The following is an 18,428-nucleotide window of genomic DNA, read 5'->3' as shown; positions in this document are numbered from 1 at the left end:
GACGGAGGGGTCGAGCGCGCAGCGCTCGCTGACGCTCGCGGCCCCTCCACCACCGCTTCGCGGCGGTCCCCCTCCCCATCGCAAGTCGATGGGGAGGATCGGCTATGTCCGCTTCCGGTCGTAGACCGACACTTACCCCATCACTGACCCAAACCTACCGCCGCTTCGCCTTCCACGCCTGCACTGCCGCCATCGTCTTTTCGACATGGGCCTGCGGCTTGCTGTCGGTGTAGCTAAGCAGGATGGTGCCGTCGGGCGCGATCACGAAGGAGGTGCGGTTCGACAGCCGCGTTCCGTCGGGGCGCTGCATCACCGCATCGTAGCGCGCCGCGACCGCCGCGCCGGGGTCCGACGCCACCGCAAATTTGTCGCGGCACTCGGATTTCGAAAATTCGGCGACACGCTCGATATTGCCGGCAGTAACCCCGACGACACGCGCACCCAGCTTATTGAAATCGTCGCTTGCCTCGGCAAACAGATGCGCCTCCATTGTGCAGCCGGGTGTGAAGGCGGCGGGGAAGAAGTAGAGCACGGCCGGCCCCTTCTTCAGCATCTGGCGCAGCGACAGGCTGAACGGCTTGCCGCCCAACGCCGCTTTCAGCGTGAAATCGGGCGCCCTTGCCCCCTGCTGAAGCGCGGCGTTCGCGACCGTCGGCACCACGTGCGTCAAGGACAGCGACAGCCCGGCCACCAGCGCAAGTTTTGTCAGCATTCTCATCTGCGGTCTCCGCCACGACCGGCAGCATCGCCTTTGTCGGGGCGACCATAGTATCGCCTTATCCGCCAACCGCAATCGCGCCCGATTGACCCGGCGCCTCGATCGGCGCAGCATCGTCGCATGACCCTGACCATCACCCCCAGCGGCCAGGCTTGCGGCGCCCGCGTGACCGGGATCGACCTGACCCGGCCGCTCGACCCCGCCACCGTTGCTGCGATCCGCACCGCATGGCTCGACCATCATGTCCTCGCTTTCCCGCACCAGGAGCTGAGCGACGACGATCTGGAGCGCTTCACCCGCTATTTTGGTGGCTTCGGCGACGATCCCTTCATCCGGCCGATCCCCGGCCGCGATCATATCATCGCGGTCCGGCGCCGCGCCGACGAGACCGCACCGCTGTTCGCCGAAAACTGGCACAGCGACTGGAGCTTCCAAGCGCGGCCGCCCGCGGGCACCTGCCTCTTCGGCATCACCATCCCGCCGGTCGGCGGCAACACCGAATTCGCCAACCAGCAGGCCGCGCTCGACGCGATGCCTGTCGCGCTGCGTTCGCGGGTCGAAGGCTTGCAGGCGATCCACAGCGCGCGCGCCGGATACGCCCCGTCGGGCATGTATGGCGCGAACGACACGAACCGCAGCATGGACATCCGCTCGGGCGACGAAGCGCTGGAAACCCAGCTCCATCCCTTCATCCGCGCCCATCCCGAAACCGGCCGTCCCGGCCTGTTCGGTTGCGCCGGTTACATCATCGGCTTCGATGGTCTCGACGATGCCGAGGCATTGCCTTTACTCTACGAACTCATCCAGTGGCAGGGACGCGAGGAATTTCGCTATTCGCACCAGTGGGAGCCCGACATGCTGGTGATGTGGGACAATCGCTCGGTGCTCCACCGCGCCACGGGAGGATATGACGGTTACGACCGATTGCTGCATCGCACGACGATTGCGGCGTGGGAGGGGTAGCGAGAAAGCGGGAGACAACTGCTTTGGGGTGGGAAGCGGACAAATGATCCGCCCCACTTGTGGGGAGGTGGCTGCGCGAAGCGCTGACGGAGGGGTTTCGCGTCCTTCCGCCACGCCGCTTCAGACCGCCAGCCCCCTCCACCACCTTCGGCGGTCTCCCTCCCCGCAAGCGGGGAGGATCAGATAGGTGTGCAACGGGTCGCTTCCCGTCCACGCTCCTCCTTCGCCAACACATTGACCACCCCCCACGCAATCAGCGCCTGTCCGCCAAAATAGAGCGGCCACACCAGCCACAAGGTCACATCTTTGCTCAGCGTGCCGCCCTCCCCCGCAAAAATGAACAGATCGCTCGCCAGAAACGCCATCGCGCCGATACCGGTGCGATAGCGCGGAAAACGGCTGATCCACGCCGTGGCCGCCATGATCGCAACCCCGCCAGTATAGGCAATCGCCGCGCCCATCAGCGCCGCCTCGGCGCTGCGCGTTAATCCCCAAGCGATGAGCAAAGCCAGCGGCACCAGCACCCATGCCAGCAATTTCTGCGACGATGTCAGGCTGGGCCGCCGGTTGCGCAAATACAAGATGATCGCGATCAGATGCCCCGTCGCAAACGCAGCCGCGCCCGCGAGCATCCCGACCGCATCGAGCAGCCAGTCGCCGAGCGCCCCGAACGCCAGCACCGCCGCAATCAGCTTGCCGTCGCCGGAGCGCGCGTTCATCGCCGCCCACGCAGCGAGCAGCCCGGCCCCCGACGCCTTCCACGCCCAGATCGCGGGGCCATCGAGCCGCAAATAGACCGCTGCGAAATAGCTGATTCCGCCGACCAGCGCCGCCAGCCACAGCCACCGCGCGCGATCCCAGTCCCGTCCCTCAATCATGCCCGCCCCTTTGCATCTTGCCCGCCCCTTTGCATCTTGCCCGCCCCTTTGCATCTTGCCCGCAACCCGCCTACTGCGCGGCACATTGGGCGCAAGTCAACGGATAGGGTAAATGGCGGAATACGACGTGCACATCATCGGCGGCGGCCTCGCCGGGTCCGAAGCCGCGTGGCAGCTGGCCGAGGCAGGGTATCGCGTTCGCCTGTCCGAAATGCGCGGCGGCGGCGACATGACCCCGGCGCATCAGGGCGACTCCCTCGCCGAGATGGTTTGCTCGAACAGTTTTCGCAGCGACGATGGCGACAGCAACGCCGTCGGCCTGCTGCACCGCGAAATGCGGACACTCGGCTCGATCATCATGCGCGAGGCCGATGTCCACAAGGTGCCCGCGGGATCGGCGCTTGCGGTCGATCGCGACCTCTTCTCGGGCGGCGTCACCCGCGCGCTCGAAGCGCACCCCAATATCACCATCGTCCGCGAACGCATCGACACGCTGCCCGGCACAGGCCTGACGATCGTCGCCACCGGCCCTCTCACCGCCGCGGGCCTTGCCGACAGCATCGGCGCCGCGACCGGCAAGGACGCGCTCGCCTTTTTCGATGCGATCGCGCCGATCGTCTATCGCGACAGCATCGACATGGACATTGCCTGGATGGCGAGCCGCTGGGACAAGGTCGGGCCGATCGGCGACGGCAAGGATTATATCAACTGCCCGATGGACAAGGATCAGTATCACGCCTTCGTTCAGGGGCTGATCGACGGCGAAAAGACCGAGTTCAAGGATTGGGAAAAGGACACGCCCTATTTCGAAGGCTGCATGCCGATCGAGGTCATGGCCGAGCGCGGCCCCGAAACCCTGCGCTTCGGCCCGATGAAGGGCGTCGGCCTCGACAATCCGCGCACCGGGCGCTGGCCCTATGCGGTCGTCCAGCTGCGCCAGGACAATGCGCTCGGCACCTTGTGGAACATGGTCGGGTTCCAGACCAAGCTGAAGCACGCGGCGCAGGTCGAACTGTTCCGCACCATCCCGGGGCTGGAAAAGGCCGAGTTTGCACGGCTCGGCGGTCTTCATCGCAACAGCTTCATCCGCTCGCCCGAGCTGCTCGATCACCAGCTGCGGCTGAAATCGGCGCCGCATATCCGCTTCGCCGGGCAGATCACCGGTTGCGAGGGCTATGTCGAAAGCGCCGCCATCGGCCTGATCGCCGCGCGCTTCGTCGCAGCCGAACTGGCGGGCCGCAGCCTGCCGCCGCCGCCGCCCGAAACCGCGCTCGGCGCGCTGCTCGGCCATATCACCGGCGGCGCCGATGCCGCGAGCTACCAGCCGATGAACGTCAATTTCGGGCTGTTTCCGCCACTGGCCGAGGATGTCCGCAAGAAGGATCGCAAGCTGGGCTATACGCAGCGTGCCGGTGCGGCGCTGGCCGAGTGGGTGAAGGTTGCGGAGGGCGTCGCGGCCTGAGCGGGGGGTGGTGGGCCGCGGCGAAAGACCGGCGGTTTCGGGGTAGGGAGCAGTCATTTCCCTCTTCCGTCGGGAGCGGGATACGCAGGCTTGGTTGCGTAGCAACCTAGCCGAAGCGGGGTGAGGGGATCACCCTCCGATTACGAAACCAACCTCAGACACCCTCACCCAGCCCCCCCCGAAGGGAGAGGGCGTTATGACCGTTTCCGGACCCACCACCCGGTCCGGACTTCCTCAACAGTTGCACTTCGGCTTCGCCGCGCGTTTTGGCGCCGTCGTTGCAAATTCCGCGCGCGTCAGGTCGCCCGACTTGTCGCCGTCGGCCTTGGCAAAACGGTCGCTCGTCGCCACCGCCCATTCCTCGAAGGTCAGCAGATTATTGCCATCCTTGTCGAGTTTGCGGAATGCGGCGGTGCGCGACGACATCATCTCGACGCGACTGATCCGGTCATTGCGGTCGCGGTCGTAGCGGTTGAAGCGGCGCTCCTCGCGCGACGCCTCTTTCGCAGCCGGCAAGCTTGGCGGTGCCGGTCCGCGTTTCGGGGCATCGGGGCCGGCAACGGGAATGGCCGCCAAAGGCGGCGGCGCTGCGGGCAGTTCCTCCTCCTCGGCGATCTGGGTATATCCCTTCCACATGAACAGGCCGCCGGTGAGCAACAGCGCGCTCGCTACGCCGCCAACCAGAAAACGTGACACCGCCATTCGCCCGCCCTCCACCGATCCCGATGGTGCTGGCTAACATGCAGCATGGATCGCCGCCAACAAACGGCACCAGAATGGTGACGAATTTTAATCGATCCGATTATTCAAAATCGACTCTGTCATTGCTATATCCGATCAATGCAAAACTACCTCCCGACGCTGAAACAGATGCAATATCTGGTCGCGTTGCACGAACATGGCCATTTCGGCCGCGCTGCCGATGCGTGCAACGTCACCCAGTCGACGCTGTCCGCGGGCATCCGCGAGCTCGAAACGCTGCTCGGCCAAACGCTTGTCGAGCGGACGCGCCGCGTCGTCCGCTTCACCGGGCTCGGCAATGCGATTGTCGAAAAGGCGCACCGGGTGCTGCGCGAGGCCGAGGAGCTGGCCGACATGGCCGCCGCCGCCGCTGCGCCGCTGGTCGGCGAGCTCAGGATGAGCGTCATCCCGACGATCGCGCCTTTCCTGCTGCCCGGCATGTTACGCGTGCTGCGCAAGGAACGTCCGGCGCTCAAGCTGTTCCTGCGCGAGGAACCGAGCGCGCAGGCGTGCGAATCGCTCCATCACGGCGCCGTCGATTGCGTGCTGCTCGCCCTCCCCTATGCGTGCGGCGATGTCGAGAGCGAGGAACTGTTCGACGACGCGCTGTTCGTCGCCTTTCCCGGCGACCAGTCCGAAGACCTGCCCGCGATGGTCAGCGCCGACCAGATTGACCCGGCGCAGATGTTGATGCTGGAGGACGGGCATTGCCTGAAGGACCATGCGCTGGCCGCATGCAACCGCCCCGAATTGCGCGCCGGGGCACGGATGATGGGAACGTCGCTGCACACGCTGGTGCAGATGGTCGATAACGGCTTAGGCATCACCATGCTGCCGCAAATGGCGATCGAGGCAGGCATCCTCGACCACACCGACATCGACACCCGCCCGCTCGATTCGGACCACGACTGGCGCACGATCGCCCTCGTCTGGCGCAAGGGCAGCCCGCGCGCCGACGAGTTCCGGATGCTGGCGGATATTTTCCGGAAGCATCGGGCGGCTTAATCTCGCACCCCATACCCCGTTCGTGTCCAGCGAAGTCGAGACACGCGAAGGCATGGGCGACCCAAGCGTCTCTCGACTTCGCTCGAGACGAACGGAATTTGGCTTACCCCCACCGCTCCGCGCGCACCGCGTCCCCCGCCCGCGGCTCGACCCACGCCACGCGCCCGTTCTCGAACGTCTCGCGCTTCCACAGCATCACGTCGGTTTTCAGTCGGTCGATCAGAAACTCGCACGCCGCCAGTGCCTCGCTGCGGTGCGGGCTGCTTGCCAGCACCAGCACGATCGTGTCGCCCGGTGTCATGGCTCCGACGCGATGGATCAGCGTCAGCGCCGCCAGCTGCCAACGCTCTGCCGCGGCGCGCGCCAGCTCGAGCAGGCCCGTCTCGGTCATCACCGGATGATGCTCGAGGAACAGCTCAAGCAGCCCGCCGTCGCCCCGGACCCGCCCTATAAAGCTGGCGGTCGCGCCATAACCACCGGCATCGTGGCGGTCGATCTCGGCTCCGAAATCGATCGGCGCCACCTGTACGGCGACGCGGGTCATCCACCGGTAACCGGCGGAAACAGCGCGACCTCGCGCGCCCCGCCCAGCAGCGCTCCATCGCCCGTCATCACTCCGTCGATTGCAGCCCGAATCCGCTCCGGCTCGGCGAACGCCCGAGCCCCGCGTTCATCACGCGCCGCCAGCCAGGCCAGGAGCGCGGCCAGGTCGTTGACATCGGCGGGCAGGTGCACAACTTCTTCGGCCGTCCCCATCCGTTCGCGCACCCATGCGAAATAGGCGATCGTCACCATCGTCAGTCCATATGTTTCAGGCCGACGCGCAGATAATCCCAGCCGGTGACCAGCGTCAGTACCGCCGCGCCCCACAGGCTGGCCAGCCCGATGGTCTTGATCCAGTCGAACGCAGGCAGCGCACCGCCCAGGATCAACGCCCCGAAAGCGACCAATTGAAAGGTCGTTTTCCATTTCGCCAGCTGGGTCACGGGCATCGACACCTGCAAGGTCGCCAGAAATTCGCGCAGCCCCGACACAATAATCTCGCGCAGCAGGATCATCAGCGCCGCGATGACATGATAACCCGCAATGTCGCGGGTGAACACGAGCAACAGAATGACCGCCGCGATCATGATCTTGTCGGCGATCGGGTCGAGGAAGGCGCCGAGACGCGAAACGATCCCGCGGGACCGCGCTACATAACCGTCAAAATAATCGGTAATGCCCATCAGGCAGTACAGACCAAAGGCGAGTGCATAGTCGATCGGTTTCGGCTGGTGCGATCCTTCGACCACCCCGGGCCAGAGCAGGAACAGCAAGATGGGAACCGCCAATATGCGCGACAGGGTCAGGATGTTCGGAAGACTGAGCATGATCCCCGCTGGTTCGTCCGTTGCAAAGGCGCGCTGGTGACGGTGCGCCGAAAATGGGCTTTGACCGCGCCAGCCCTAACCGATAAGTCGCGCGGACGAAAACAATATTGCCTCGGGCGACCGGCGCCAGCCGGATGTCGGGCTGGACAAGTGGATTTTCAATGACCGGTTCCTTTGCGCTTTTGAAGCAACGCCGGTTCCTGCCCCTGTTCGCAACCCAGTTCCTGAACGCGTTCAACGACAATTTTTACAAGATGGCGATGGTGATTCTGGTCACCTTCACCATCTACAAGGATCCTGAGACCGAGGCGTGGTTCAACGCGCTGGCGGGCGGGCTGTTCATCCTGCCCTTTTTCCTGTTTTCGGCGCTGGCCGGGCAGCTGGCCGACAGCGGCGACAAGACGAAGATCATCCGCCTCGTCAAAAGCGCCGAAATCGGCATTATGATCGTTGGGGCGATCGGCATCTGGCTGCACTTGGTGCCGGTGATGCTGGCCGCACTGTTCGCGATGGGGGTTCACTCGACCTTCTTCGGCCCGATCAAATATGCGATCCTGCCGCAGCATCTGGAAGAGGACGAGGTGCTCGCCGGGACCGGCTGGGTCGAAGCAGGGACCTATATCGCCATACTGATGGGAACGATTGTCGGCGGCTTGACGCCGCCGCACATCGCCATTCCCGGCATCATCGCGGTGGCAGTGATCGGTCGCCTGACCGCCAGCCTTGTCCCCGCCGCACCGCCTGAGACGGAGGCGGCGGACATGGCGATCGACTATAATGTCTTCCGTTCGTCCTGGCGCCTGGTCAATTCGACGATGCACATTCCCCGCCTGTTCCTGGCGATCGTATCGATCAGCTTTTTTTGGGCGATCGGCGCCATTCTGGCGGCGCAGTTCCCGCCGCTGGTCAAAAATGCGCTGGGCGCCGACAACACCGTCGCCACCCTGTTCACCGCCATATTCTCGGTCGGTGTCGCGATCGGGTCGATCGTCGTCAACCGGCTGCTGAAAGGACAGGTGTCGGCGCGTTATTCGCCGGGGTCGGTGCTGGTGATGAGCGTATTCGTGCTCGACCTGTGGTGGAATGTGAAGGGGTGGAGCCATCATGGCTCGACCCTGATGGACTGGCGCGAGTTCCTGGCGCTGACGGTGGGCGACCGCATCATCCTCGACCTGCTTGGCATCGCGATCGCCGGCGGCATGTTCGTGGTGCCGCTCTACGCCTTTCTCACCACCACCGTCGCCAAGTCGCAGACCGCGCGCACGGTCGCGGCGAACAATATCGTCAATTCGGGTTTCATGGTGACTGCGGTGCTGCTGCTCAGCGTCCTGATCGGCCTGGGGCTCACGATCGACGACACGCTGCTGATGGTGGCGGTCATGTGCCTGGTGTCGGCAGTGCTGGCGTGGAAACTGCACAAGGCGTGTGATTGAAGCGCGGGAAAGGGCCGGTTTGGGGTGCGGAGCGGATGTTAGGTTCCAAACACCTTCGTCATGCTGAACTCGTTTCAGGATGACTATGCAATAAACGACGCGATTCTGTCGTGAGCGCCACCCACCATGGCCGCTCGACTTGTCCGGACAATCAATTTAGAATAAAGTGTAACCCTCTCATTTACGGCCAAAAAGTTTCTCGACTTCGCCGAGCGACATTTTTACCCAGGTCGGGCGGCCATGGTTGCACTGGCCGCTGTGCGGCGTGACTTCCATCGTGCGCAGCAGCGCGTTCATCTCGGCGACGCTGAGCGTACGACCCGCGCGGACCGAACCGTGACAGGCCATGGTGGCGGCGACCAGTTCGAGCCGCTCACTGAGGCCCAGCGCAGCGTCATAACCCGCCAGATCATCGGCTATGTCGGTGATGAGTTTGCGGCAGTCGATCGCGCCGAGCATCGCCGGGGTGGCGCGGACCATCATGGCGGCGGGGCCGAAGCGTTCGAGCTCGACCCCGAGCGCCATGAGCTGCGATGCCGCTGCTTCAAGACGGTCGCACGCGGGTTCGTCGAGTTCGACGATTTCGGGGAGCAGCAACCCCTGGCGTGGCACCGCCTGCCCGCTCATGCCGCGGCGCAACTGTTCGAGCACGAGCCGTTCGTGCGCGGCGTGCTGATCGACGATGACAAGACCGTCCTCGGCCTCGGCGACGATATAGGTCCGCGCAATCTGGCCGCGCGCGATACCCAGCGGGTGGGCATCACCCTGCGGGACTGGCGCGGTCGCAGCCTCGGCGCGCCCCATCGGCAGGGCATCAGGCGGCGGCGCGAAATCGATCACCCGGTCGCGGAGCAGTGCGTGGGTGGCGGGATCGGTATCGGCGCCGAACAGATGCGTGGCGGGGGCGTGCGGATAGGGCAGATGCGATGCGAACAGCGTTGGTGCGGGCGGCGTGACGGGTTCCTGCTGCCACGCCGCCAGCGCGGCCTCGGCCGGTCGCTGAACGCTGCGGAAACCATGTTCGTCGAGCGCGCGGCGCAGGCCGCCGACGATCATCCCGCGGATCAGCTGCGGGTCACGAAAGCGCACCTCGGTCTTGGCGGGGTGGACATTCACATCGACCTCGCCGCCCGGCACGTCGAGGAACAGCGCGACGACCGGATGGCGGTCGCGCGCCAGCAGGTCGGCATAGGCGCCGCGCAGCGCCCCGACGAGCAACCGGTCCCTCACCGGTCGCCCGTTGACGAACAGATATTGATGGTCGGCGATGCCGCGATTGAAGGTCGGCAGGCTGATGACGCCGCCGATATGCACATCGCCGCGATGCAAATCGATGCCGATGCTGTTTACCGCCAGCTCGCGCTGGGTCAGCGCCGCGACACGGCTCAATTGATCCTGCCCGCCCTGCACGTCGAGCACGCGGCGCCTGTCATGTTCGACCACAAAACCGACGTCGGGGCGCGCCATCGCCAACCGCTTCACGACATCCAGGCACGCGGCATATTCGCTACGCGCGCTGCGCAGGAATTTGCGGCGCGCCGGGACGCGCGCGAACAGGTCCTCGACCAGCACGCGCGTGCCGTGCGACAGCGCCGCCGGTCCTTCGGCGACCAGCACGCCATTATCGACAACTCGGCGCCAGCCATCACCACCCGCCACCCGGCTGTCGAGCGTCAGCCGCGCGACGCTGGCGATCGACGGGAGCGCCTCGCCGCGAAAGCCCAGCGTCGTCACATCCTCGATCGCGTCGTCGGGCAGCTTCGACGTCGCATGGCGTTCCAGCGCCAGCGCCATGTCGGCGGCGATCATCCCGCAACCGTCATCCTCGACCTCGAGCCGCGATATTCCGCCTTCGGCGATTCGCACCGAAATGCGACTCGCCCCCGCGTCGATGGCGTTTTCGACCAGTTCTTTCAGCGCTGCGGCGGGTCTTTCGACCACTTCACCGGCCGCGATCCGATTTACGAGCGTTTCAGGCAGGCGACGTATTGACATGGCGGCTGTCCTAGCGCAGTCGGACGCAAATCGCGACCCACCCGCACAGCCTTATCTTCCTGTCCAGCCATCCTCGCGGACGAGCCGGAAATTCTCCCAGATTTGGTCCTGCTGCCGGCACGGGAGCGCGCATCATTTGACGACGGTGGGGCGGTTCGTTCGAAAGCCGCTGCACCGATGACAGGAAGCAGTATCGATGTCCTTCTTTTCCCGCTGGTTCAAATTCAATTCGCAAGACATGGCGATCGACCTCGGCACCGCCAACACGGTTGTCTATGTGCGCGGCAAGGGCATCGTGCTGAACGAACCGTCGGTCGTCGCGGTCGAGACGATCAACGGGATCAAGCGGGTGAAGGCAGTCGGCGACGACGCCAAGCTGATGATGGGCAAGACCCCCGACAGCATCGAGGCGATCCGCCCGCTGCGCGACGGCGTCATCGCGGACATCGACGTCGCCGAACAGATGATCAAGCACTTCATCACCAAGGTGCATGGCGGCAAGCCCAATGCGTTCCGCAGCCCCGAAATCGTGATCTGCGTGCCCTCGGGCTCGACCAGCGTCGAACGCCGCGCGATCCGCGACGCCGCATCGAACGCCGGCGCCAGCGAGGTGTGGCTGATCGAGGAACCGATGGCGGCCGCGATCGGCGCCGACATGCCGGTGACCGAGCCGATCGGATCGATGGTCGTCGACATCGGCGGCGGCACCACCGAAGTTGCGGTGCTCAGCTTGCGCGGCCTCGCCTACACCACCTCGGTCCGTGCCGGAGGCGACAAGATGGACGAAGCGATCGTCAGCTATGTCCGCCGTCACCATAATCTGCTGATCGGCGAAGCGACCGCCGAGCGGATCAAGAAAGATTTCGGGATCGCGCGCATTCCCGAAGACGGCACCGGCCTGACGATCCACATCAAGGGTCGCGACCTCGTCAACGGCGTGCCCAAGGAAATCTCGATCAACCAGGCGCAGATCGCCGAGGCGCTGTCCGAACCGATCGGCACGATCGTCGAGGGTGTGCGCATCGCGCTGGAAAACACCGCCCCCGAACTGGCCGCCGATATCGTCGACCAGGGGATCGTGCTGACCGGCGGTGGCGCGCTGATCGCCGAACTCGACGAATTGTTGCGCGATGCGACCGGCCTGCCGGTGACGGTCGCCGACGATCCGCTGACCTGCGTCGCAATCGGCACCGGCCGGGCGATGGAAGACCCCGCTTTCCGCGGCGTGCTGCAGCAAGCCTGATCGAGGGTTTCTGAACCATGGTCCGCCCGGCACATCGACGTCCGGGGCAATCCCGAAAGGCGCAGTACAGCCTGTTCGCGGCCTATGTCATCGCGGTGACGGGAGCGGTCGCGGGGCTGCTTTTGGCGATCCTGTCGGTCGTTGACCCCGTCGGCTTTGCCCAATTGCGGCTGGCTAGCCAGGAGGTCGCCGCGCCGGTGGCGCGCGCGTCGCGGTCGGTCATCGGTTCCATCTCCGGTATCGACGACAATGTCGGCGCCTATGTGCGCGCGGGATCGCAGAACCGGCGGCTGCGCAAGGAGCTGGCAGAGACCCGCCGCCAACTGGTCGCGACCAGCTCGCTGCAAGAGGAGAATCGCCAGCTCAAGGCGCTGCTCGCGTTGCAGCAAACCGACAAGGCCGCCTTGGCGAACGGCTATCTGCTGACGTCCACGTCGACCAGCAGCAAACGGATCGCACTCCTGAGTATCGGGCGCAATATGGGCGTCACCGCCGGACAGCCCGTGCGCGGCGCCGATGGCCTGATCGGCCGCGTGCTGGGCAGCGGACCGTCGGTGGCGCAGGTGCTCCTGCTCACCGATGTCGACAATATCGTACCCGTTCGCCGCGCGCGCGACGGTCTTCCTGCACTGGCCTATGGCCGGGGTAACGGTGATCTTGACGTCCGCACCCTCAACATCGCGAACAATCCCTTCAAACCCGGCGATATTTTGGTGACATCGGGGACCGGCGGCCTTTATCCACCCAACATTCCGGTGGCGATCGTCGTGCAGCGGCAGGATGACGGCGCGCTCGCGCGCCCGCTCGCCGACCCGGCAAAGGTCGATGCGGTCTCGGTCCTCCGCCCTTACACCCCTGACAATATCGAGGCGCAGCGCGCCGTCATCGCTCCGCCGGCAACCGCGCCGGCTCCCGCGCCATGAACAAGGCAGCAGCACCGCGCCTCGGCGAACCGGCGTCGCTGTGGCGTATGCGCGCCGTGCCAGTGGCAACGGTGATGGTCGCATCGGCCCTGCCGCTGATGCTGCCGCTGGTGGCCAGTTCGCCGGTGCTGCCCCCGCTCGGCCTGTTGTTTTTTCTGTGCTGGCAATTGCTGCGGACCGAAATGTGGCCGGTGTGGATCGGCCTGCCGCTCGGGCTGTGGGACGATCTTTACAGCGGGCAGCCGATCGGCACCGCGGTCGGCCTGTGGACGCTGGCAAGCCTCGCGATCCACTATTCGTCGCAGCGGATCTACTGGCGCGGCTTTTGGCACGACTGGGTCATCGCGGCGCTGCTGATTCCCGTTATCCAGGCGTTGGCGGCACTGATCGCGCATCCTGCGGCGAACCCGGGCCGCATTCTGGGTCTCGTCCTGCCGCAGATCGTCCTTTCCATTCTGCTGTTGCCGCTGGTGATGCGACTGACCGGCAAGTTTGACAATTTTCGCCTGAAACGCCGATAATCGCCCATGGCCCGCGGCAAACGTCCCCCGATTACCGAAGCCTGGCGCGGTATCACCTTCACCCGCCGCGCCTTGCTTGTCGGCGGCGCTCAGGCGGTCGTCGGCGCGGCGCTGGCAGCGCGCATGGCGTATATCTCGATTGTCGACAACGACCGCTACGTGCTTGAATCCGAAAGCAATCGGGTCAATCTCACTTTGATCCCGCCGCGCCGCGGCTGGATCGTCGATCGCAACGGCAAGGCGCTGGCAAACAACCGGGTGTCGCTGCGGCTCGATATCATTCCCGACCGGTTGCAGAAACGCGAGCGCATACTCGGCCAGCTGCAAACATTGCTGCGGCTCGACGGCGATACGATGGAGCGGATCAACCGCGACCTGACCGCCGCGTCGGGGTTCCAGCCGGTGGCGGTCAAGGAGGACATGACCGAGGCCGAATATGCGTCGATCCTCGTCCGCCTGCCCGACCTGCCCGGCATCGCGCCCCAGCGCGGCTTTGCCCGCTATTATCCGACGGGGGCGGCGGTCGGCCACCTGATCGGCTATGTCGGGACGCCCAATGCCGAGGAATATAAGCGCGACCGCGACCCGCTGTACATCACGCCCGGTTACAAGATCGGCAAAGATGGGCTGGAGAAATATTTTCAGCCCATGTTGAAGGGCAAACCCGGCGCGCGCCGGGTCGAGGTAACGGCACGCGGACGGATCGTGCGCGACCTCGACACCCAGCCCGACGTTCAGGGCAAGACCGTCCATCTGACGATCGACGCCGACCTGCAGGAATATGCGGCGCGGCGCATGGGCCGCGAATCCGGCGCCGCGATCATCATGGATTGCCTGACCGGCGATATATTGGCGTTTATTTCGATGCCCTGTTTCGATCCGAACAGCCTTTCGGACGGCATCAGCAACAATGAATATAGCTGGCTGCGCGCCGACGATCACCAGCCGCTGATCAACAAGGCGACGCGTGGGCTATATCCCCCCGGATCGACGCTGAAACCGATGGTCGCAATCGCCGCCGTCGAAAATGGCGTCGATCCGAGTGAACGGCATACCTGCGTCGGTGGCTATCGCCTCGGCAGCCGCTTTTTCCGTTGCCTGGGGACGCATGGCAGCATCGACATGCCGACCGCGATCGAAAAAAGCTGCAACAGCTATTTCTACTGGCTCGCCCACCGGCTGGGATATGATGCGATCGCGCCGACCGCGAAGCTGCTGGGACTGGGCGAAGAGTTTCAGCTGGCAGGCAGCAACCAGCGCTATGGCACGATCCCCGACAGTGCGTGGAAGATGCGGCGGTTCAACCAGCCATGGTCGGCTTCGGATTCGCTCAACGCGGTGATCGGGCAGGGCTATGTCAGCGTGAACCCGTTGCAGCTTGCCGTGATGACCGCGCGGATGGTGTCGGGACGGCGGCTGTACCCGCGCCTCGTGAATCGCCAGTTCGCAAACGAGCCCCTGCCCTTTTCTGCCGAGGCGCTCGCCGTCGCGCGCGCCGGCATGGACCGCGTCGTCAATGGCGCGGGGACGGCGGTGCGCAGCCGCTTGCCGCTCGACGGGATCACGATGGGCGGCAAAACCGGCACCGCACAGGTACGCGGCCTTGCCTCGGGCTCGCGCGGCCAGAGCGGCGCGTGGAAATACCGCGACCATGGCTTGTTCGTCTGTTTCGCGCCGGTCGAAAATCCCCGTTATGCCGCGTCGGTGGTGATCGAGCATGGCATGGGCGGGTCGCGCGCCGCCGCACCGATCGCCAAGGACATCTTTACCTTCCTCTACGATCGCCAAAAGGCGATGGAAGCGCTCGAAACGCTGGAAGCCGGGTGGGGCGGCACGATCAAGGAACGGATGGACCGCGACTATGCCGCCTGGAAGGCCGGCGCCGCCAGTGACCCCAACCCGGAACTGCCCCGATGATCGTCGTCCCGCCCGCCATCCAGCGCATCCCCTGGAAATTGATCGCCTTGCTGACCGCGATCGTTGGTTTCGGCATTTTGGTGCTTTATTCGGCGGCGGGCGGCAACTGGTCGCCGTGGGCGTCGCAGCAAAGCCTCCGCTTTGTCGTCTTCCTGACCATCGCCCTGGTCATCGGCCGCTTCCCGTTGCGGGTGTTCGAAGAACATGCCTATCTCGCCTATATCGGCGTCGTGGTCCTGCTCGTTGCGGTCGAGGTGCTCGGCTTTGTCGGGGGCGGCAGCCAGCGGTGGCTCAACCTCGGCTTCATGAATCTCCAGCCGTCCGAATTGATGAAGGTCGCGATCGTCCTGGCGCTCGCGCGCTTCTATGCCCTGCTGCCGCCCGGAAACAATCGCAGCTGGACCGCGCTATGGCCGGCCCTGGTGATGATCGGTATTCCCGTCGCGATGGTGATGCTGCAACCCGATCTGGGGACCGCCTTGTCCATCTGTATCGGCGGCATTGTCGTGATGTTCGTCGCCGGTCTGCCCTTCTGGTGGTTCGGCGGCACCGTGATTGCGGGGGCAGCGGCGTTGCCCGTCCTTTTTTCCTTCCTGCACGATTATCAGCAAAAACGAATCCTGATCTTTCTCGATCCCGAAAGCGACCCGCTGGGCGCCGGCTATCATATCAGCCAATCGAAAATCGCGATCGGTTCGGGCGGTATCGGCGGCAAGGGCTTCCTCAATGGTTCGCAGAGCCACCTCGACTATCTGCCCGAGGGACACACCGACTTCATCTTTTCCACCATGGCCGAGGAATGGGGGCTGATCGGCGGGCTGGCCCTGATGTTCGGATTCTTTCTGCTGCTGCGGTGGGGAACACGCGTCGCGCTGAAGGCGCGGACGCGGTTCGGCCAGCTGACCGCGACCGGACTGACGATGACGATCTTTTTCTACATCGCGGTCAATCTGATGATGGTCATGGGGCTGGCGCCGGTGGTCGGCATTCCATTGCCGCTCTTTTCCTATGGCGGGTCGTCGATGCTGACGATCATGACGTGCGTGGGTATCATCCTGGCCATCGAAAACGACAGCAAGACGGGCACCCGCCGCTTTCATTGAGAAAAAGTGCCGCAAGGCCATTGCCATTGCCGCAGAGCCATGATAGCGGGCCGCTCGCTTTGCAGCAAAGAGGGTTCCCCACCGCCGCAAAGCCCGCCGGAAACCGGCAGTGGACGCATAGCTCAGTTGGTAGAGCAGCTGACTCTTAATCAGCGGGTCCTAGGTTCGAGCCCTAGTGCGTCCACCATTTATTTTCCCTCATTTTGATACCCCTTCGGGGCGGATACTTCCCTTCTCTCGCTACCAGCTTCGCCGGTGCATTTGCCGGTGGAATTCCTGTTTTTCGTGAAAGGAAGCGTCCCATGCCGATCGGCACCGTCAAATTTTATAACAGCGACAAAGGCTATGGCTTTATCGCCAACGAGAACGGCTCGGGCGACAGCTTCGTCCACGCCTCCGCCGTCGAGCGCGCCGGAATGGCGACGCTGAACAAGGACGAGCGCATTTCTTACGAGCTGGAAACCGGCCGCGATGGCAAGATCTCGGCGGTCAATCTCCAGCACGCCTGATAAATGGAAGGTTTGCGCTGTCATTCGAGAGCGTAACCAGACGGCCGTTTTCGGGCCATGCCCCGCAATATAGCTGTGGGCCGAACCCCGATGTACGGACCGATTGCAGCGGGTAGCGCCGATGCGTGGCAAACGCTTTCTGTCCCCCCTGCCGCTGGCCGACACCCCCTGGCCTCGGCGCCCTGCGTCAGTTGTTCTCACGGTTTGCCCGCTGGAGATACTGATTGCTGACATGATCGACTAATCTGAAAGGAATCCGCAATGTCTGCGACAAGTGACTTCTACCAAGCACAGTCCGATAAATGTACCGCCGACGCCACCGCGTCCGCGTTGACGCAGGTGCGCGACCGCAACCTTCGCGCGGCGATCGCATGGAGCGAGATGGCGCTACGCGCGGTTCAAACCGAAAGCGCGCGGACGGATCGCGAACGCGTCGCCAAACGGCCCGAGACGCGCGCGCCGCTGCCGGCATGGCCTTTCTCGCCTGATCGAGCCCGCTATAGTAAGCGGTACGTTCCCGCCGTTCCATAGGATGAATCATCCCAATCGTATGGATGGTTGCGGGCCGCAATGCCGCCGGACGGTAGCTGCTAAATGAAAGAACTTTGTTATCGTCATAACGGGATTGATGCGGGAAGCTCGCGCGCGAGCCGGCCTTACGCCGCACTCATCGGGTGTCGTCAGCCATCGGGAAAATGAGCGTGCAGCGTGGCGATCCGAGTATTTAGATCGTTCGCGGCTGCGGGCTCTTCCCCATGAGCTGCTCTACAATTTGGAGAAGTGCCGCGGCGGCATAAGGTTTTGCCATAAAAGCATTTGCGGGGTCGGATTCCTGAGGTCGCAGGTGCCCTGAGCAAATGATGACGCAACGCGACGGATCTAACGCCTTCGAGCGGCGCGCAAGCTCCAACCCGTCGATGGCACCGGGCATGCGAACGTCGGTAACGATGAGATCGATTGCTTGGCCAGACAGAAGGATTGCTAGGCCTTCCTCGCCATCGCGCGCCTCGACAACATGGTATCCGGAGTCTCTCAGCACGTCGGTCAGCATGAAGCGGATATGTTGCCCGAAGTCGTCGCTCTCCAGTGGCCAGCTTGAATATCAATGACGCGATAATTGCGCAGCCGCCATCGGCGGACTTCTGCGCCTCTCCGGACATGTCCGTTTGGGGCGAAAAAGTAAGCTGCTCGGCGAATGGCTGCAAATGCTTCACCGACATGTGCGCGTGGCGGCGCACCATCGATTCCGATTCCAGCCACCGAGCTCCTGAAGCACCCAGGTGGGCACGTCATTCTGGCGAAGCCAGCTTGCCCAGGTGTGCCGCAAATCGTGCCAGCGAAAGTCGGTGATCCCGCTTTCCACCAGCGCTTGCGCCACGCCCGCGTGTTCGCCGATCGGAGCGGTTTGCCCCGATAGGTGAACACATGGGTTTCATGCTTGCCCTGCTGCCGCCGCAGAACGGCCAGCGCGATATCATTGAGGGGGACGCCGAGCGCATCCCCATTCTTAGGGTCAGGATCCATTGATTTGCGGTAGCGATTATGATTCAGGCGGCCGGGAAGGAGCCTGAATTTGAGCGATTTATTCTGGCTGACGGACGAGCAGATGGCGCGGCTTCAGCCCTATTTTCCGAAGAGCCACGGCCG

General features: G+C 64.2%; 19 protein-coding genes and 1 tRNA gene. 11 read left to right on the top strand and 9 right to left on the bottom strand.

Annotated features, from left to right (window positions below):
- Window positions 1–154: 154 nt before the first annotated feature.
- On the bottom strand, window positions 155–718 hold the full coding sequence (locus tag IR187_RS16040) for a peroxiredoxin (protein WP_194955582.1): 564 nt from the start codon (window positions 716–718) through the stop codon (window positions 155–157).
- A gap of 120 nt (window positions 719–838) precedes the next feature.
- Here IR187_RS16040 and IR187_RS16035 point away from each other — a divergent pair, with 120 nt between their 5' ends.
- Window positions 839–1,681 (top strand): TauD/TfdA dioxygenase family protein, encoded by an 843-nt coding sequence (locus tag IR187_RS16035; RefSeq protein ID WP_194955581.1) that lies wholly within the window; start codon window positions 839–841, stop codon window positions 1,679–1,681.
- Window positions 1,682–1,860: 179 nt separating this feature from the next.
- On the opposite strand, the gene IR187_RS16030 is transcribed toward IR187_RS16035, so the two are convergent.
- Entirely contained in the window at window positions 1,861–2,559 is a 699-nt protein-coding gene (locus tag IR187_RS16030) for a lysoplasmalogenase (protein ID WP_194955580.1), read from the bottom strand.
- 112 nt (window positions 2,560–2,671) lie between these two features.
- Here IR187_RS16030 and trmFO point away from each other — a divergent pair, with 112 nt between their 5' ends.
- Window positions 2,672–4,021, top strand: a complete 1,350-nt coding sequence (gene trmFO / locus IR187_RS16025; RefSeq protein WP_194955579.1) for a methylenetetrahydrofolate--tRNA-(uracil(54)-C(5))-methyltransferase (FADH(2)-oxidizing) TrmFO — start codon at window positions 2,672–2,674, stop codon at window positions 4,019–4,021.
- Between the two features lie 234 nt (window positions 4,022–4,255).
- Here trmFO and IR187_RS16020 read toward each other — a convergent pair whose 3' ends face one another.
- The gene (locus tag IR187_RS16020; RefSeq protein WP_194955578.1) at window positions 4,256–4,723 is read right to left on the bottom strand and encodes an EF-hand domain-containing protein; all 468 of its coding nucleotides are present in this window, start codon (window positions 4,721–4,723) and stop codon (window positions 4,256–4,258) included.
- A 138-nt stretch (window positions 4,724–4,861) separates the two neighbouring features.
- Here IR187_RS16020 and IR187_RS16015 point away from each other — a divergent pair, with 138 nt between their 5' ends.
- Window positions 4,862–5,767 carry a hydrogen peroxide-inducible genes activator gene (locus IR187_RS16015; RefSeq protein WP_194955577.1) on the top strand — a complete coding sequence of 302 codons (906 nt, stop codon included), beginning with the start codon at window positions 4,862–4,864 and terminating at the stop codon, window positions 5,765–5,767.
- 103 nt (window positions 5,768–5,870) lie between these two features.
- Here IR187_RS16015 and IR187_RS16010 read toward each other — a convergent pair whose 3' ends face one another.
- Genes IR187_RS16010 through pgsA form a run of 3 tightly spaced genes read right to left on the bottom strand, consistent with a single transcriptional unit; the run spans window position 5,871 to window position 7,137 of the window.
- On the bottom strand, window positions 5,871–6,311 hold the full coding sequence (locus IR187_RS16010; RefSeq protein WP_194955576.1) for a molybdenum cofactor biosynthesis protein MoaE: 441 nt from the start codon (window positions 6,309–6,311) through the stop codon (window positions 5,871–5,873).
- Window positions 6,308–6,562 (bottom strand): MoaD/ThiS family protein, encoded by a 255-nt coding sequence (locus tag IR187_RS16005; RefSeq protein ID WP_194955575.1) that lies wholly within the window; start codon window positions 6,560–6,562, stop codon window positions 6,308–6,310. Before IR187_RS16005 ends, IR187_RS16010 begins: the two co-directional genes overlap by 4 nt.
- 2 nt (window positions 6,563–6,564) lie before the next feature.
- On the bottom strand, window positions 6,565–7,137 hold the full coding sequence (gene pgsA / locus IR187_RS16000; RefSeq protein ID WP_194955574.1) for a CDP-diacylglycerol--glycerol-3-phosphate 3-phosphatidyltransferase: 573 nt from the start codon (window positions 7,135–7,137) through the stop codon (window positions 6,565–6,567).
- Between the two features lie 161 nt (window positions 7,138–7,298).
- Between pgsA and IR187_RS15995 the strand changes: the two genes are divergently transcribed.
- A complete protein-coding gene (locus IR187_RS15995) occupies window positions 7,299–8,570 on the top strand; it encodes an MFS transporter (protein ID WP_194955573.1) in 1,272 nt (423 codons plus the stop codon).
- 177 nt (window positions 8,571–8,747) lie between these two features.
- Here IR187_RS15995 and mutL read toward each other — a convergent pair whose 3' ends face one another.
- A complete protein-coding gene (gene mutL / locus IR187_RS15990) occupies window positions 8,748–10,565 on the bottom strand; it encodes a DNA mismatch repair endonuclease MutL (protein ID WP_194955572.1) in 1,818 nt (605 codons plus the stop codon).
- A 196-nt stretch (window positions 10,566–10,761) separates the two neighbouring features.
- Between mutL and IR187_RS15985 the strand changes: the two genes are divergently transcribed.
- From IR187_RS15985 to IR187_RS15955, 7 genes are all read left to right on the top strand, one after another.
- Entirely contained in the window at window positions 10,762–11,808 is a 1,047-nt protein-coding gene (locus IR187_RS15985; protein WP_194955571.1) for a rod shape-determining protein, read from the top strand.
- A gap of 17 nt (window positions 11,809–11,825) precedes the next feature.
- On the top strand, window positions 11,826–12,731 hold the full coding sequence (gene mreC, locus IR187_RS15980) for a rod shape-determining protein MreC (protein WP_194955570.1): 906 nt from the start codon (window positions 11,826–11,828) through the stop codon (window positions 12,729–12,731).
- Window positions 12,728–13,252, top strand: a complete 525-nt coding sequence (locus IR187_RS15975; RefSeq protein ID WP_194955569.1) for a rod shape-determining protein MreD — start codon at window positions 12,728–12,730, stop codon at window positions 13,250–13,252. Before mreC ends, IR187_RS15975 begins: the two co-directional genes overlap by 4 nt.
- 6 nt (window positions 13,253–13,258) lie before the next feature.
- On the top strand, window positions 13,259–15,169 hold the full coding sequence (gene mrdA, locus IR187_RS15970) for a penicillin-binding protein 2 (RefSeq protein ID WP_194955568.1): 1,911 nt from the start codon (window positions 13,259–13,261) through the stop codon (window positions 15,167–15,169).
- Window positions 15,166–16,272: a rod shape-determining protein RodA gene (gene rodA / locus IR187_RS15965; RefSeq protein ID WP_194955567.1), complete on the top strand. Its 1,107-nt coding sequence runs from the start codon at window positions 15,166–15,168 to the stop codon at window positions 16,270–16,272. Before mrdA ends, rodA begins: the two co-directional genes overlap by 4 nt.
- A 111-nt stretch (window positions 16,273–16,383) precedes the next feature.
- A tRNA-Lys gene (locus IR187_RS15960) sits at window positions 16,384–16,459 on the top strand.
- A gap of 115 nt (window positions 16,460–16,574) precedes the next feature.
- A complete protein-coding gene (locus IR187_RS15955; RefSeq protein ID WP_194955566.1) occupies window positions 16,575–16,781 on the top strand; it encodes a cold-shock protein in 207 nt (68 codons plus the stop codon).
- A gap of 724 nt (window positions 16,782–17,505) precedes the next feature.
- Here IR187_RS15955 and IR187_RS15950 read toward each other — a convergent pair.
- Both IR187_RS15950 and IR187_RS17190 read right to left on the bottom strand, forming a co-directional pair.
- Window positions 17,506–17,841 (bottom strand): response regulator, encoded by a 336-nt coding sequence (locus IR187_RS15950; protein WP_324187714.1) that lies wholly within the window; start codon window positions 17,839–17,841, stop codon window positions 17,506–17,508.
- A 150-nt stretch (window positions 17,842–17,991) separates the two neighbouring features.
- On the bottom strand, window positions 17,992–18,144 hold the full coding sequence (locus tag IR187_RS17190) for a tyrosine-type recombinase/integrase (protein WP_407699095.1): 153 nt from the start codon (window positions 18,142–18,144) through the stop codon (window positions 17,992–17,994).
- Window positions 18,145–18,428: the final 284 nt, after the last annotated feature.

This window comes from Sphingopyxis solisilvae, assembly GCF_015475875.1.
GTDB lineage: Bacteria > Pseudomonadota > Alphaproteobacteria > Sphingomonadales > Sphingomonadaceae > Sphingopyxis > Sphingopyxis solisilvae.
Note: the sequence above shows the minus strand (reverse complement) of the source record. Positions and strands in the feature narration are given on the sequence as shown.